This window comes from Rhodothermales bacterium (assembly GCA_041391505.1).
Classification (GTDB): domain Bacteria; phylum Bacteroidota; class Rhodothermia; order Rhodothermales; family JAHQVL01; genus JAWKNW01.
On the sequence record JAWKNW010000020.1, the window covers coordinates 54,747 to 69,093 of the forward strand.

Sequence of the window (14,347 nt, forward strand, 5' to 3'; positions counted from 1 at the left end):
CGACATCGGAACCACGAACCGCTGCAAAGTAGGGCGCAATCCGACGAAATGCATCCCCTGAAATCCGTGGTTCCGGGCGATGTTTCCCTGCCGCCGGCCCGGGAGCGCGTTCGTGCAGGCCCCGCCCCCGCGGAGGCGCCCGGCATCTAGAGGAGCATCGCCTCGGGCTCCCGCCCGAATCGATCCATGAAGCCCTCCTTGATGCGTTCGATGCAGCTGGGCACCGCGTAGCGCTGCCCGACCACGAGCACGCATCCGCTACGCCCCGACAGACACGCCCCGTACATGCCCTCGCCGCCGAGCGACTCCACCGTCTCTACAACGTAATCGACCTGCTCATTCGTGCCCGCCCACTCCTGACGCAGCGCGGCATGCGAGAAAAAAAGCAGTCCGCCCACGACCTGCCAGTCGGATCGCTTGAGCGCCGTATCCAGGTGGTGGGCCCGGTGGGTTTCGCCCACGAGAAAGCGAACCACCGGCCGAAGCTTTTTGGGCAGGCTTCCGAGCGCCCGGTTCAGCTCGCGAAACTCGAGCGATGCGAGCGACCTGAGGTCCCGGTACGGCCCTTTCTTGAGAATCTGGAGCGCCTCTTCGGCGAGGTGTGCGAATTGCCGGTACGCCCCTTCGTCGCGCGGCGCGCCCGAACCGACATCCACGATGCCCCAGCAGATCGCATCGCCGCCCGGGATGGGGATGTTGCGACGCGCCCGGGTCAGGGTGTTCACCATCACGATGGTGTCGACGGACCCGGCATCGGCGGCCATTAAATACGCCATGCTGTAGGGCCCGCGGATCAGGCGGGAGATTTCAGCGCTGAGGGCTGAAAAAGGCAGCTCCACGCCTTCCTCCCGGCCCCGCGCGAGCAGCAAGGCCCGCATGGTCGCGACCGCGATCGACGCCAGATAGGGCTCCGCGACATTGGGGACCCCCGTCGCAATAACAGCAACCTGGACGTGCCGGCCGGCCTCGCGCACCATCGGCCAGACCGCCGCCACGACGCGCGCCCACAACGGGGCATCCAGCTGCCCGGCCTCCAGGGCCTCGATGTCGAAACGGGTGCCGGGCCCCTCCCCCACCATCACGGACGGTCCTTCGTCCACCACGCGCACGGCGACGGCCGTCCCCTGCGACAGGGAGAGCAGCGCGGCCTCGCCATCGACGAAGCAGGTGTGCTGAGCGAAGAGGCCGAAACCGGAGTGCGCATAACCCACGTGGGTATCGCCGCCCGCTCCGAAGCGATCGGTCAGCAAGTGGCGCGCCCGGTCGGTCAACTGGTCGGAACGCAAGCGTTCACGCTTTGGCATGCGTTGGAATGCACGCTCATACGAAGCGAACAGGGCCACGGGACGTGTATGCCGGGGGCGCGGAAAGCCTGAAGACATCACGAAGCGGTAAAAGAGCAAGAGACGGACAGGAGCAACGAGCGGGGCACTTCAGCGACGGGAGGCGCTGTACCTTACTGCACCACACACTCTGTGTTTGTGCAATTGAAACGAATTTCCAAACAGCTCAGGGTGTGAGGCGATCGCCGGCCTTCAGCGCATACCCGTTCACGAACACGTCGGCCGGCAGCCGGCGGCGACCTTCCTGCTGCACTTCGAGCAGCGCGACCGCCCCCTCGCCGCACGCGACGACGAGCCGCTTGCCCGCTTCGAGCACCTCACCCGGCGCCCCCGCCCCGTCGACGATGGTTGACCGGTAGATCTTGAGCATCGTATCGCCGTGCCGCGTCCAGGCCCCCGGGAAGGGCGAGAGGCCCCGGATGAAGTCGTGCACAGCCTTTGCGGGCCGGCCCCAGTCGATGACGCCGTCTTCCTTGAACAGCTTGGGCGCCGCCGTGGCCTCTTCGTTGTTCTGGGGCAACGGCGTGGCGGTGCCGGCGACGATGCGCCGGACGGTTTCGACCACCGCCTCGGCACCGAGCATCATCATCCGGTCGTGCACCTCGCCCGTCGTTTCATCCGGGCCGATGGGCATACTGCGCTGGAGAATCAGGTTGCCGGTGTCGACCTGTTCGGCCAGAAAAAACGTCGTGACCCCGGTTTCGGTCTCGCCGGCCATGACGGCCCGGTGAATGGGCGCCGCGCCGCGGTAGCGGGGCAAGAGCGATCCGTGCAGGTTGAAGGCGCCAAGACGGGCCGCGGTATACACCGCGGGAGGCAGAATGCGGTAGGCGACGACGACGACGATATCGGGATGGAGGGCGGCCACGGCCTGTGCGAAGGCCGGATCCTTGACGTGCTCGGGCTGAAGCAGCGTATCGATGCCGAGCCGAACGGCCGCTTCCTTGACGGGGGTGAAGGTAACGTGTTGTCCGCGTCCACGGGGCTTGTCGGCGCCGGTGGCCACGGCGATCGGCGTGAACCCGGCCGCACACAGCGCCTCGAGCGACGGCACGGCGAAGGCTGCCGTCCCCATGAATACAATCCGCGGCGCGGACGTCTGGCGATCACTCATGCGCGCTCGCTACCTCACCCGCATCCGGCGTCACCGGATTGTGGAACGCTCGTCCCACGGGGGGCTGATCAGCCGAAATTCACCGCGACCCGATTCGTCCATGAATACAAACCGCCGGCCGATGCGGCGATAGTGCCAGATCTCGTAGGGATGTTTGACGTCGGCGTTGGCCTGGCCCTGCTCGATCTCATCCGGCTCGCCATACAGCACCATCGCATGGCCCCGGTCGCTTTCCCAGCCGCGTTCCTGACCCGAATAATGGCGGTTGGCGAAGTCGATCCGATGGTAATACTCCTCCATGCGTTCGTTCACGTCGGGCGTCGCCGGCGTGGGATCGCGTTTCTGCCAGAATTCCAGGAAGCGGTCGTAGCGTTCTTGCTTGGTCTTGCCTTCGCGGATATAACGCAGGTCTCGGGCCTTGGCGACATAGGCCAATTGATCGATGGCTTCATCGATATCCCGCCCTTCGTGCTGGGCATCGGACTCGACGAGCGACACCGCGCGTGCGGCGAGATCGATCAATCGTCCATCCGCGTCGCGGAGTGCCACGCGCAATTCGTATTCGCCCACCTCATAGGCCTGCAGCGGGACCGTCACGACCACCGGGTTACGGCCTTTTTTCAGCTGGACGGTGGCGTCGAAGTTATACGCTACCTCCCCGAAGGGCTCCTCGTCGCGCCAGCGGCGCAGAAACCAGCGCATGAACGGGAGGCTTTTGCTCTTCTGGGTGCGAATGACGACGCGCTCGACGCGGACTTCGGCCGGCACGTCGGCGTAGACTTCATAAAAGAACTTGAACGAAGCGTCTCGCAGGGTCAACCGATCCGAGACGCGGGGCACGATGCTCTGGGTTTCCGCGCTGAAATCGTTCACCAGGATGAGGTCGCTCACGGTGATCGGGGCGGAAAAGTCGCGCACCTCGGCAACCATTTCCTGCTGCATCTGCATCGCGTTGGCGCGATCCTGCACCTGGATGCGCACGCGGTACCGGCCGGGCTCCAGGTAGAGGGAGCGGGTCGTGAGCGCGGCGTTGACCGGCGACTGCGTCGCGGCAAAATGGTCGGCGAACGCGGTCGCTTCCCAGGCGGGGTTCTCGACCAGTTCCTGCACGTCGTTCTGCTCGTCGACGCGATTGACCTCTACATATACGGCGTAGCTGGCCGAGAAGCCGCCGGCGGCCTTGAGGAACTGGAGATGGGTGAAGGGGATCGACGCGTAGAGATCCAGCCTGGCCTTGCCGGGCTCCTCGGGAGCCCTGGTGCTGACCATGTCGACCGAAAACCCATCCTGCACCTGCGCGTGCGCAACCTGAACGCCGCCGGCAAGCGGGGCGCTACAGCAGAGCATAAGCAACAGGACAAGGTAAAAACGCATTGTGGCGGATACGTATGCAGCGTGGCCGAAGACGCTCGAACAGCAAAGAGCAGACCGCTTTAATAACGTTTCTTCACATCATTTCGTATGTGAGGAACGTTGCGCCATACTTTTTGCGTTCTGGCCCAAATATGTGGCCGACCCAGGCGCTCCGGGGGCATGGAGCCGTCGGACCGTTTAATTCCGCAACTGAACAGTCGCAAAGATTCACCCAATGGGGCAAGGCGGGTACTGTTTTTTACCCCCGCAGGCCCTCCGGGCATTACGAGAAAAGCGCACTTACAAAGCGGCGGCGGTCGAATACCTGAAGATCCTCGATCCCTTCACCGACCCCGATGTATTTAACCGGTATCTGAAACTCGTTGGAAATGCCGATGACGATGCCGCCCTTCGCGGTGCCGTCGAGCTTGGTCAGCGCGAGGCCGGTCACCTCCACGCTCTTGGTAAACTCCTCCGCCTGACGGATCGCATTCTGGCCCGTGGAGGCATCCAGGACCAGAATCACCTCGTGCGGCGCATCCGGGATCTGCCGGCTCATCACGCGCTTGATCTTGGTCAGCTCGTCCATGAGGCCGCCTTTCGTATGGAGCCGGCCGGCCGTATCGATGATCACCACGTCGCTACCCCGCGTGATGGCGGAGGCGATCGTATCGAAGGCCACGGCGGCGGGATCGGCGCCATGGCCCTGCTTGACGATCGGGACGTCCGCGCGTTCTGCCCAGATGCCCAGCTGCTCGGTGGCGGCGGCTCGGAAGGTGTCCGCCGCACCCAGGATGACGTTCCGGCCGGCCTGTTTGAACTGAAAAGCCATCTTGCCGATCGTCGTCGTCTTGCCCACCCCGTTCACGCCGACGACCATGATGACGTGCGGCTTGTTGGGTAGCGGAGCGCTGAAATCGGCCGGCCGCTCCGGCGAGTCCCCGATCACCAGCCGCGCGATCTCATCCTGAATCATCGTGTTGAGTTCGGCGGCATCCAGGTATTTATCCCGGGCCACCCGCTCTTCCACCCGTCTGATGACCTCGAGGGTCGTCTTGACCCCGACGTCGCTCGTCACGAGCGCTTCCTCGAGGTCGTCCAGGACTTCCTCGTCGATCTGATCCTTGCCGCGCAGGGCGCGACCGAGCTTGCTGAGAAAGCTGGTCCGCGTTTTTTCGAGGCCCTGTTCGAGGCGTTCCTGCTCCTTGTCCCGGGTTTTAAAACGATCAAAAAGTCCCATCGGGCCGCCGGATCGACGTCAATCTGGTGAATGAGGCAATGCGTCAGCGCACCGCCAGCAGCCATCATCGCCGGCCCTGCAGGGCGCTCAACAGAGAGATGCCGATACGTCGAAGGAGAGGAGCCGTTCCGTGCAAACAGCGTGGAAACGCATTCAGCCCACGGATTCCGCCTTGGGCTCGACGGCCGTCACAGAAAAGGGGACGTCGCGCCCCGTGGCGCCGTCGCCTTCGTCGTGGCTGCCGCCGGCGGACCGGAAGATGGTCACGTAGCGCACGACGTAGAGCAGAAAGGAATAGATAAAGAGAACCGACGTGATCCAGATCGACACCTGCATCACCGGCGGATCGGCCTTGAGCAGTGCGGCGAGCACGGTCAGCGAGAGCGAGAAGACAGCGATTTTCCCCATCCAGATGCTCATCAGCACCCGATTGAGCCGATGCGCCGCGATGACGCTCCCGAGCACGATCATCAGATCCCGGCTCAGCACCAGCATCAGGAACCAGCCGGGCAGGCTCCCCTTGATCACCAGCGAAAGCACGACGGCCGAGGCGGCGATCTTGTCCGCGATGGGATCGAGCACCTTGCCCCACTCGGAGACGGTGTGGGACCAGCGCGCGATGGTGCCGTCGAACCAGTCCGTGCCGACCGCCAGAAGAATCAGACCGAGCGTCCACTTCATCGGACCGTCGACGACGATCATATAGGAAATGGGCAAAACGAGGACGATGCGAAATATGCTGAGCATATTCGCAGCCGTCCAGAACGTGCCGAGCGTCCGGATGCTTAACTTATTTCCCTCGGACATGGCAGACATGAGTAAAACCGACCGGTACATACACGGACTAGAAAGGTACGCACAATGTGAGAAATGGTTTGTCGAGGGGTCGTTCCAAGGTGCGTACTGATTACCCGTGAGAACAACCTGGGCACTACATCCTCGTGTCGTTACGCCCGAACGGGCGAGCGAAGGAAAAGCGTGAAATAATCGGCCGAACGATGTGCCTCAGCCTTTGACCGCGCCGAGGGTGAGGCCGGAGATCAGATACCGGCTCAGCACCAGAAACAGCGCAACGACCGGGATCGAGACGAGGAGCGACCCGGCCGCGTATAAACCCCACTTTGTAGTCAGGGTACTCTGAAAGAGTTTCAATCCCAGCGGCAGGGTAAACATATCCGTATCCTGCAGCACGACATTGGCCACGACATATTCGTTCCATGCCGTCATGAACGAAAACAGCGCCGTGATGACCAGCGCCGGCGCGGCCAGGGGCAGCACCACTTTGTAGAACACCTGCCACGGCGTACACCCGTCGATGCGCGCCGCCTCCTCGAGCGCCGGCGGGATGGTGTCGTAATACCCTTTCATCTGCCAGACGCAAAACGGCAGCGCCGTGGCGGTATAGATGATGATGATGCCCAGGTAGGAATTGAGCAGGTGCAGCTTGATCAGCAGCACGTAGAGGGGCAGGAGGAGCATCGTGGCCGGAAACATCTGGGTGACCAGCAGTCCGCTCAGGAGGGCGCCTCGCCCGGTGAAACGGAAACGCGACAGCGCGTAGCCGGCGGTAGAGGCGAGCGTTACCCCCGTCAACGTGACCACGAGCGAGACGAGGAAGGAGTTGAGGAGCCACGACATGAAGGGCGTGTCGAAGAGGAGCTCGCGGTAGTTTTCGAGGGATGCGCCTTCGGGAATGAGCGCCAGCGAGGTGGAGAGGAGCTGATCCGACGGCCGCAGCGAAATCGTGATGATGCGCGTGACGGGATAGACCGAGATGAACGCAAACAACGCGAGCACCGCGTAGGTGCCGGCTTTCGCTATGACGGATCCGGATCGCATGAGGGATGGCTAGGCTTTCAACCAGGGCTTCAACTAGGGCTTCAACTCGGGCTTCAGGCCGCTTCCGTGGCGTTGGTCCGATGCAGAAAAACCTGGGTGAACGTAAAGAGAATCACAAAAATAATCATGGACAACGCGGCCGCCCAGCCGAAGCGGTACATCGAGAAGGCGGCCTCGTAGACGAACGAGACGAGGATATGGGTCTGATCGCTGGGTTCTCCCCCATTCGAGACGAGCCAGACGACGTTGATGTTGTTGAAGGTCCAGACGATCCCGAGCGTGATCGCCGGCACCATCGCCGGCCGGATCAGCGGCACCGTGACGCTCCAGAACTGCCGCCACGCCGACGCGCCATCCACTTCCGCCGCCTCGTACAACTCGGCGGGAATCGACTGGAGGGCGCCGAGCGCGACCACCATCATGAACGGAAATCCGAGCCAGATGTTGGTCAGGATCACCGCCGCAAACGCTTCGAAGGGCGACGTGAGCCATTCCACCGCCGGCAGGTTCAGGTACCGCGTCATGATCTGGTTGATCGCGCCGTATTCGTAGTTGAACATGCCGCGCCAGGTCAGCGCCGTGATGTACTGCGGAAGCGCCCAGGGCAGGATCAGCAGCACGCGCCAGGCCGAGCGGCCCGCGATAAACCGCTGGTGGAGCAGGACGGCGAGGAAGACGCCGAGCCCGACATGGAACACGATGTTGGTCAGCGTCCACGCGATGGTCTTCCAGAGAATCTCCCAGAACCGCGGCTCCGCCAGCACGGCGGCATACTGCTGAAAGCCGATGATCTTCCAGTCGCGAATATGGTAGATGTTCATATTCGAGAGCGAGATCCGGACATTCTCGAAGAACGGGAAGGCGACGACGACCAGCACCACCAGGACGGTCGGCCCGAGAAGCGCTACCAGAAACAGCCGTTGACGCAAGGTGTCGTTCATGGTTGTCCGTTCGAATCGGCGGTCGCCTAAAGAAACGTGTCGGCGATGCGCTTCTCCACTTCGGCCTGCATCTGTCGCGCGCCCTCTTCCGCGGAGATCGCGCCATTCATCACCAGCTGATACGGGCCGCGCATGCCGTCCCATACCTGCCTCAGTTGCGGCGCGAGGGGCATCGGGAGCCCAACGTCGACCTGCCGGATCGACGCCCGGAGGATCGGGTTTTCGAGGACGACCGAATCGGTGCGGACCGCGTCGATGGTCGGGATGGCGGCGAGGCGCCTCGCCATCTGCCGCTGCATATCGGCATCGGTCAGGTAGATCAGGACGTCCCGAAGATAGGGTTTGAGTTCCTCGGAGACGTTGGCGTTAACCGAATATCCTTTCGACGAAATCACGGGCGCGGACCAGCGGCCCGTCTCCGACATCATGGGGATGCGGGCGAGGCCGTAATCGATGCCGGCGTCGCCGTAGCCGGCCCAGGACCACGGCCCGTTGATGATGTTGGCCGCGCGCCCCTCCTTGAAGAGCGTCTCGGCGATATTGTAGTCGCTCTCGTTCGGGATGACCCGGTAGCGGTCGCGCAGGTCGAGGATGAACTGGATGGCCCGGACGGTCGCCTCGGTGTCGAGCGTCGGGTTGCCGGCGTCATCGATCATCCAACCGCCAAAGCCGGTGAGAAACGGGATGAAAAAAAACGGTTCGGTGTAATTCCAGGTAAGCCCGTAGCGCTCGGGCCGGCCGTCGCCGTTCTCGTCGACCGTCAGCGCCTGGAGCATCGCGATCCAGGCGTCGGTGTTGTCGGGCGGCACCGGCATCAGCGCCTTGTTATAGACGAGGATGAGATGGTTGCCCACCTGATCCGCCACCATCCACGGTTCGTCGTTCCAGCTGATCACCCCCGAAGGGCCGAACTGCGCGAGGTAAGCGTCGTCGAGCACCGTCGTGATCGGCGCGATTGAGCCCGTAAGGGCAAACACGGAGAGATTGTCCGACGGCCCGTAGACCAGTTCGGGCCCCTGCCCGCCCACGGAGGCCACGATATAGAGATTGCGCAGCTCTTCGGTCTCCTTGTACAGGACCTCGACCACCCGATCCGGATGCGCGGCGTTGTAGGCCGCGACCGACTCCTCGAAGAACGCGCGTTCGGCATCGTTCTTCTGATGCCATATCCGGATCCGGACACGGGTATCTTCGGGTCCGCAGCCGGCCAGGAGCACCGCCGCCACGAGGCAGAGCACGCCGCACCATCTCGCCGGGCGTCCGATAGACCTCGATGTGGGGTTTCGTTCCGGCATCCTTCTCACCGCACGGATACGACGGCGCCCGTCAGCGCCGGCAGGCCGATGACCAGTTCGCCCCCTTCACCGCCGAGACGGATCGCATCGGTTTCGCCGGCGGTGACGAACACCACGCGCTGTCCGCTCGTCGCATCCCCCAGCGGCACCGTCAGTTCCTGATCCGCGTCGCTCCGGTTGATCGCCACGATGAGGCGTTCGGAGGCATCCTGGCGCGCGAAGACGACGGACTGCGCGTTATCGAATGCCCCGATCGGCTCGAACGTCCCTCCGCGCAGCGCCGTATGCGACGCCCGCAACGCGATGACCTGTTTATAGAAGTCGTAGATCGCGGGATCGAAGTCTACCGCATCCACAGGCCGATCGCGCCCCAGGGGATCGAGCCGCTGCGGCTCGTAGGTAAGGTCTTGCCAGACCATCGGCATCCGGTCATCGGGATCGTCCGCTCCCCACATGCCGGCTTCGGTGCCGTAATAGATCATCGGGGCGCCGATGCCCGTCATCTGCATCAGCGCGACGAGTTCCTGGATGCGCCGCTCACGCGCGTTTGGTTTGCGCACCGCATACCACGAAACACTTCGCGGACTCACATTGGCGTCGTAATCGTTTTTCCAGGCCTCGACGTACTCAGACTTCGCGTTGACGATCATCGACCCGACCCGGTCCGTATCGTGGGAGTCGATCAGGTTTTGCATGGCGTACTGCATCGCGCGCGGGTATTCGGCGCGGCGCGCTTCGTGCTGCGCGAGGAAGTCGCTCGCCGGCAGGGTGCCATCCACCAGAAACCCCTTGACGAGAAAGGCGAACCCGTGGTAGTTCATCGTCGCGGAGAAGCCCCCATCCTGCAGAAACCGGCTCGCATCTTCCCACACCTCCGACACCGTGTAGGCCTCGGGATTGATCGAGCGGACGTGCGTGTTCCAGTCGGACCAGAACTTCACCGGCACGTCGGGTGCGACATCGAGGCGCCAGCCATCCACGCCGTCGGACGGGTCGCCGTCGCCGTTGGGATCCATCCAGCGCCGCGTCGCATCGAAGATGTACGCCTTCGGCCCCGGGTGCAGGTCGGTGCCGTCGGGCGTGTCGGCGAACAGGGGGAGGGTCTCGACGCCCCACCATCCTTCATAGTCGAACTCGTTGGCCGGCGTGGCCGGGTCGTCGAAGGCGTTGATGATGTACCAGTCCTTGTACGGCGACTCCTCCTGCCGGGCGACGATGTCGGCAAACGCAAAAAAGTCGCGCCCGGTGTGGTTCCAGACCCCATCGATGACGACACGGATGGAGCGGTCGTGCGCCTGGCGGACCAGCGCGAAGAAGATGCTGTCCGCCGCCGTCATATGCCACGTCGCCGGCTCGCTCGTTTCCTCGGCCATGAGCGCGAAATCGCCGGCCGGATCCGGACCGAAGTAGGGGTCGATGTGATGGTACGTGTTGCCATCGTACTTGTGCATCGACCGGGCATAAAAGAGCGGATTGAAGTAGATGGCGTTGATGCCGAGATCCTTCAGGTAGTCCAGCTTGTCGATCACCCCCTGGAGATCCCCTCCGTAGCGGCGGTGAAACACCCCGTTCTCGTAGAAGTCGGGCCCCATCTCCCGCTCCCAGGGAGCCCGGCTGTACCAGTCGGCCGTCCACGGCGAGATGGCCCAGGACGCCGGCACGACGTCCGGAAACTCGAGCGACGCGCGCGTCGGGTCGTTGGAGGGATCCCCGTTGCGGAAGCGTTCGGGGAAGATCTGATAGAAGACGGCATCGGTCACCCACGCAGGGTCCGCCCCCGTCGCGTTCGGGCCGCCCGGCGATGGCGTCATACAGCCGGGGATCAGGGCGAGCAGGGCGGCACGCACCATGAGGCCGGGAGACAGATTCAGGGAGTGCGTCATAGCAGGATCAGTCGGGAAGCGTGAGGCGCATCACGGGACGTGTTTCCGAACGGCGGGCGCATTCGGTGAAGCCGGCCTCGAGGAAAGTGGACAGAAAGCCCGTCCACGCGAACGCCGGCGGCAGATGGCTGTGCCCCTGCATGACCGGGTATCCTTCCACGATTTTCCCGCCCTGTTCTTTCACGAGCGCGAGCGCCGATCGGAGCAGCGCCAGGGACACATGCCCTCGTCGCCATGCCGGATCGACATAAAAGCAGGAGACGGACCATACCGGCTGGTCGTCCACCGGCTTGAGGATAAAGGACTGGGAGAGCCTCAGCAGGTTGGCGCGCGGCGCGACCGCACACCAGCCAACCGGCGCCCCATCGATGTACGCCAGCACGCCGGGAGGGGGTCCTTCGCGGACCAGGTTTTCAAACGCGCGGCGGTTGCTTTCGCCCTTGCCGGCTTCATAGTCGGCGCGCATGTAACGCCAGTACATGCACCAGCATCCGCCGCACGCGCCGTGCTCGCCAAAGAGTCGTTCCAGGTCAGACCAACGATCCCCCGTGAGCGGATGAAACGTCAGCGCCGTGATGTCGATGGGTGGGATAGATTGGGCCATGGAGTACTCGGCACACCGATGCGTAAGGGCAGCTTTTCCGGTGAATATACAACCCGCCGGCGTAGCCGCCAGCGCTTCACGGGCCGGCGGTATCCTCGGGCAGATTTTCGCGCAGGAATCGGATGACGTTTCCCCCCATGATTTGTCCGACTTCCGCCCCGGAGAAGCCCTCCTGAAGCAGCGCGGGGACCAGATGCGGCAGACCGGTCGCATCGAACGGCGTCGTGGTGGCGCCGTCGAAATCCGACCCAAGCGCCACGTGATCGACGCCGGCCCGATCGGCCGTATAGCGGAGCGCCCGGGCGATGGAGGCGGCGCTCAGCTCGCACACCGCGGCATCCCAGAACCCGATGCCGATCAGCCCTCCCTTCGCCGCGATCCGGTCGATCTGGGCATCCGTCAGGTTGCGCGGGCCGGGGCAGGTGCCCTGGACGCCAGTGTGGGATACGACGATCGGACGGGTAGCGAGATCGAGCACCTCATCGACGGTGGCCGGGGAGCTGTGGGCGAGATCCACAATGGCGCGGTGCGCCTCCATCCACGCCAGCGCCTCGCGCCCGAGCGGCGTCAATCCGCCTTGCGCCTCGCCGTGCGCCGAGCCGGCGACTTCGTTGTCGAAGAAATGGGCCAGTCCGAACAGGCGGTAGCCGGCGTTGAACAACGCCTGCAGCGCGTCCATTCGGCCCTCCATCGCATGCAGTCCTTCGAGGGACAACACGCCGGCGACCATGCGGGGCGATGCCTGCCGGCGCCGGAGGAAGACCTCGAGATCCTCCCGGGAGTGGATGACGACGAGTTGACCGTCCGAGTCGGACGCAAACCGATCCAGTTTCGCCGCCTGATACAGCGCGCGGTTACGCAGGCTGAACCAGGTGTGCGGGGGCCACCATTCGGTCAGCGCGAGCCAGGTAATGAGGTCGCCGCCCGTCGCGCTGTTTCGTTCATAGTTGAGGCCCGTAGGCACGCGCGTGACGGCGGAGAAGACCTGCAGGGCCACGCCGGCGTCCTGCAGCCTCGGCAGATCGATGTGTCCCCGGTCGTACCGGTACCGGATGTTGCGCGCCCAGAGCAGAACATCCGCGTGCAGGTCGGCGACGGCGAGGGTATCGTACATGCGCTGCGCGTCGGCAGACGGCGCCGGGCCGGCGTCGCCGGCGACCCGGTTCATGCGCCGGTCCACCTGCCCCGGGGCGATCAAAAAAAACAGCAGCAGGGCCACGGCCAGCACGGTCGCAACGCGGTTCAGCCAACGAGTCATGGTCCCTCCTCTTGCGACCCGGCGCGCATCATTTCATCGCCTCAAGCACCGGAGCGCCCGGAGCCGGATCGTTTGTGTACGTGATGCCCAGAAACGCCGCGACGGTCGACGCCACCTGGTTTTGAAACCACTGCCCCTTGAGCGTCTCCGGCGCGCGCCCGGGGGTATCGGGGCCGAAGATGGCCAGCCAGATCTGCTCGGCGCCGCGCACATCGTCGCCGTGGCTCCGCCAGGCGCCGATCGGCACGGTGCCGCGGCCGTGGTCCGTCGTGATGATGAAGGTGGTCTTGTCCCGATACCCGGGGTCCGACTGCACCCAGGTATACAGCTCGCGGATGAACGCGTCCGTGCGGTGCGCCGCGTGGAGGTAGTGGTCGTAGGCGCCATCGTGGGCGAAATCGTCGGTCTCGCCGTATGCGATGTAGAGTAGCCGGGGCCGCTCGCGCTGGAGGTATTCGAGCGCATAGTGGTGCGTGAACGCATCGAGCCGGACGGACGACCACGGGCTGGGGATCTGGTCCTGGAGCTCGTTGAGGAAGCGTTCGCGGTCGGTGAGCCGGGTGCCGCCGGCGTGTTCGAACCCCGCGTTCACGGGAACGCCGCTGCGCACTTCGTTGATGATAAAGGGAAAGACATCCCACGACCCGAAGGCCGCCACCTTGCCGGCGAGGCCGGGCGTACGGATGGCGGCTTCGAGGACGGTCGTGTTGTGATTCGGGCGTTTGGCGTTGCTGTCGATCCGCGGGTCGGCGAATCCGGTCAGGATCTCGTTGTATCCGGGATAGGAAAACCGCATGGTGTTGGTGACATCCACCATGCTGCCCGCCGCCCTGTCGCCGTAGAGCTGGCCGTTGACGGCGATGTGCTCCCAGAAAAACGGCATCAGCTGCCGGCGGCGCGTCGCCACATCGTCGTTCCAAAACGCGGCCTTGAGGTGCGTCGTGTCCGACACAAAATCGTCGTTCCGTATCAAAACAGGGTCGGCGCCCGAAAAGACCTCCTGCCAGCGCATGCCGTCGAGCGAGATGAGGACGACGTTTTCGGTCTGGCGCGCCGATTGCGCCGCGGCCGGGAGCGTCATGGCGAACAGCACAATGAGGATCGCGACGCCGGTTCGTTTGATCATTACATACCTCTTCTTGGTGATACTACCCGGGAAGGTACGCGTCGCCGGCGAAACGCCGGCCGCGTGCCGTTTTGAAATCTTCGCGTTACCGTTCGGGTTTCCGTTACGGAAAACCGGTAGGCGTAACCGTAACGCGTTACGGTACCGACGCGACGTTTTGAGACGAATTGCAACGCTTCCGCAACATGTAGCCCATCCCAAACATCAGCTCTTGACGCGCACACATAAACATATGTATGTTATATGTGCGCATGTGATCTCGCAGGTGCGCGCAGGGTAACTACGGGTAGCTCGGCAACGGGTCGGGCTACCCGTTGTTGCCGCCATCACCACCTCAACAGGCTGCAACCC

Annotated in this window: 12 protein-coding genes; all 12 read right to left on the minus strand. The window is 63.8% G+C overall.

Annotated elements, in window-relative coordinates:
* Positions 1-146: 146 nt before the first annotated feature.
* Entirely contained in the window at positions 147-1,304 is a 1,158-nt protein-coding gene (locus R2834_17330) for a hypothetical protein (GenBank protein ID MEZ4702100.1), read from the minus strand.
* Positions 1,305-1,509: 205 nt separating this feature from the next.
* Positions 1,510-2,457, minus strand: coding sequence for a methionyl-tRNA formyltransferase (gene fmt / locus R2834_17335; protein MEZ4702101.1), 948 nt, complete (start codon positions 2,455-2,457; stop codon positions 1,510-1,512).
* Positions 2,458-2,487: 30 nt separating this feature from the next.
* Positions 2,488-3,804, minus strand: a complete 1,317-nt coding sequence (locus R2834_17340; GenBank protein MEZ4702102.1) for a GWxTD domain-containing protein — start codon at positions 3,802-3,804, stop codon at positions 2,488-2,490.
* Between the two features lie 289 nt (positions 3,805-4,093).
* Positions 4,094-5,050: a signal recognition particle-docking protein FtsY gene (gene ftsY / locus R2834_17345; GenBank protein ID MEZ4702103.1), complete on the minus strand. Its 957-nt coding sequence runs from the start codon at positions 5,048-5,050 to the stop codon at positions 4,094-4,096.
* 153 nt (positions 5,051-5,203) lie between these two features.
* Positions 5,204-5,887, minus strand: coding sequence for a CDP-alcohol phosphatidyltransferase family protein (locus R2834_17350; GenBank protein MEZ4702104.1), 684 nt, complete (start codon positions 5,885-5,887; stop codon positions 5,204-5,206).
* 168 nt (positions 5,888-6,055) lie between these two features.
* The gene (locus tag R2834_17355; protein ID MEZ4702105.1) at positions 6,056-6,889 is read right to left on the minus strand and encodes a sugar ABC transporter permease; all 834 of its coding nucleotides are present in this window, start codon (positions 6,887-6,889) and stop codon (positions 6,056-6,058) included.
* 53 nt (positions 6,890-6,942) lie between these two features.
* Complete coding sequence (locus R2834_17360; GenBank protein MEZ4702106.1) at positions 6,943-7,830, minus strand: sugar ABC transporter permease; 888 nt, start codon at positions 7,828-7,830, stop codon at positions 6,943-6,945.
* A gap of 26 nt (positions 7,831-7,856) precedes the next feature.
* Entirely contained in the window at positions 7,857-9,068 is a 1,212-nt protein-coding gene (locus tag R2834_17365) for an extracellular solute-binding protein (protein MEZ4702107.1), read from the minus strand.
* A gap of 62 nt (positions 9,069-9,130) precedes the next feature.
* A complete protein-coding gene (locus tag R2834_17370) occupies positions 9,131-11,008 on the minus strand; it encodes a glycoside hydrolase family 13 protein (GenBank protein ID MEZ4702108.1) in 1,878 nt (625 codons plus the stop codon).
* A 7-nt stretch (positions 11,009-11,015) separates the two neighbouring features.
* Positions 11,016-11,612: a GNAT family N-acetyltransferase gene (locus R2834_17375; GenBank protein MEZ4702109.1), complete on the minus strand. Its 597-nt coding sequence runs from the start codon at positions 11,610-11,612 to the stop codon at positions 11,016-11,018.
* 76 nt (positions 11,613-11,688) lie between these two features.
* A complete protein-coding gene (locus R2834_17380) occupies positions 11,689-12,870 on the minus strand; it encodes a membrane dipeptidase (protein ID MEZ4702110.1) in 1,182 nt (393 codons plus the stop codon).
* A 28-nt stretch (positions 12,871-12,898) separates the two neighbouring features.
* On the minus strand, positions 12,899-13,996 hold the full coding sequence (locus R2834_17385) for an alkaline phosphatase family protein (protein ID MEZ4702111.1): 1,098 nt from the start codon (positions 13,994-13,996) through the stop codon (positions 12,899-12,901).
* Positions 13,997-14,347 lie beyond the last annotated feature (351 nt).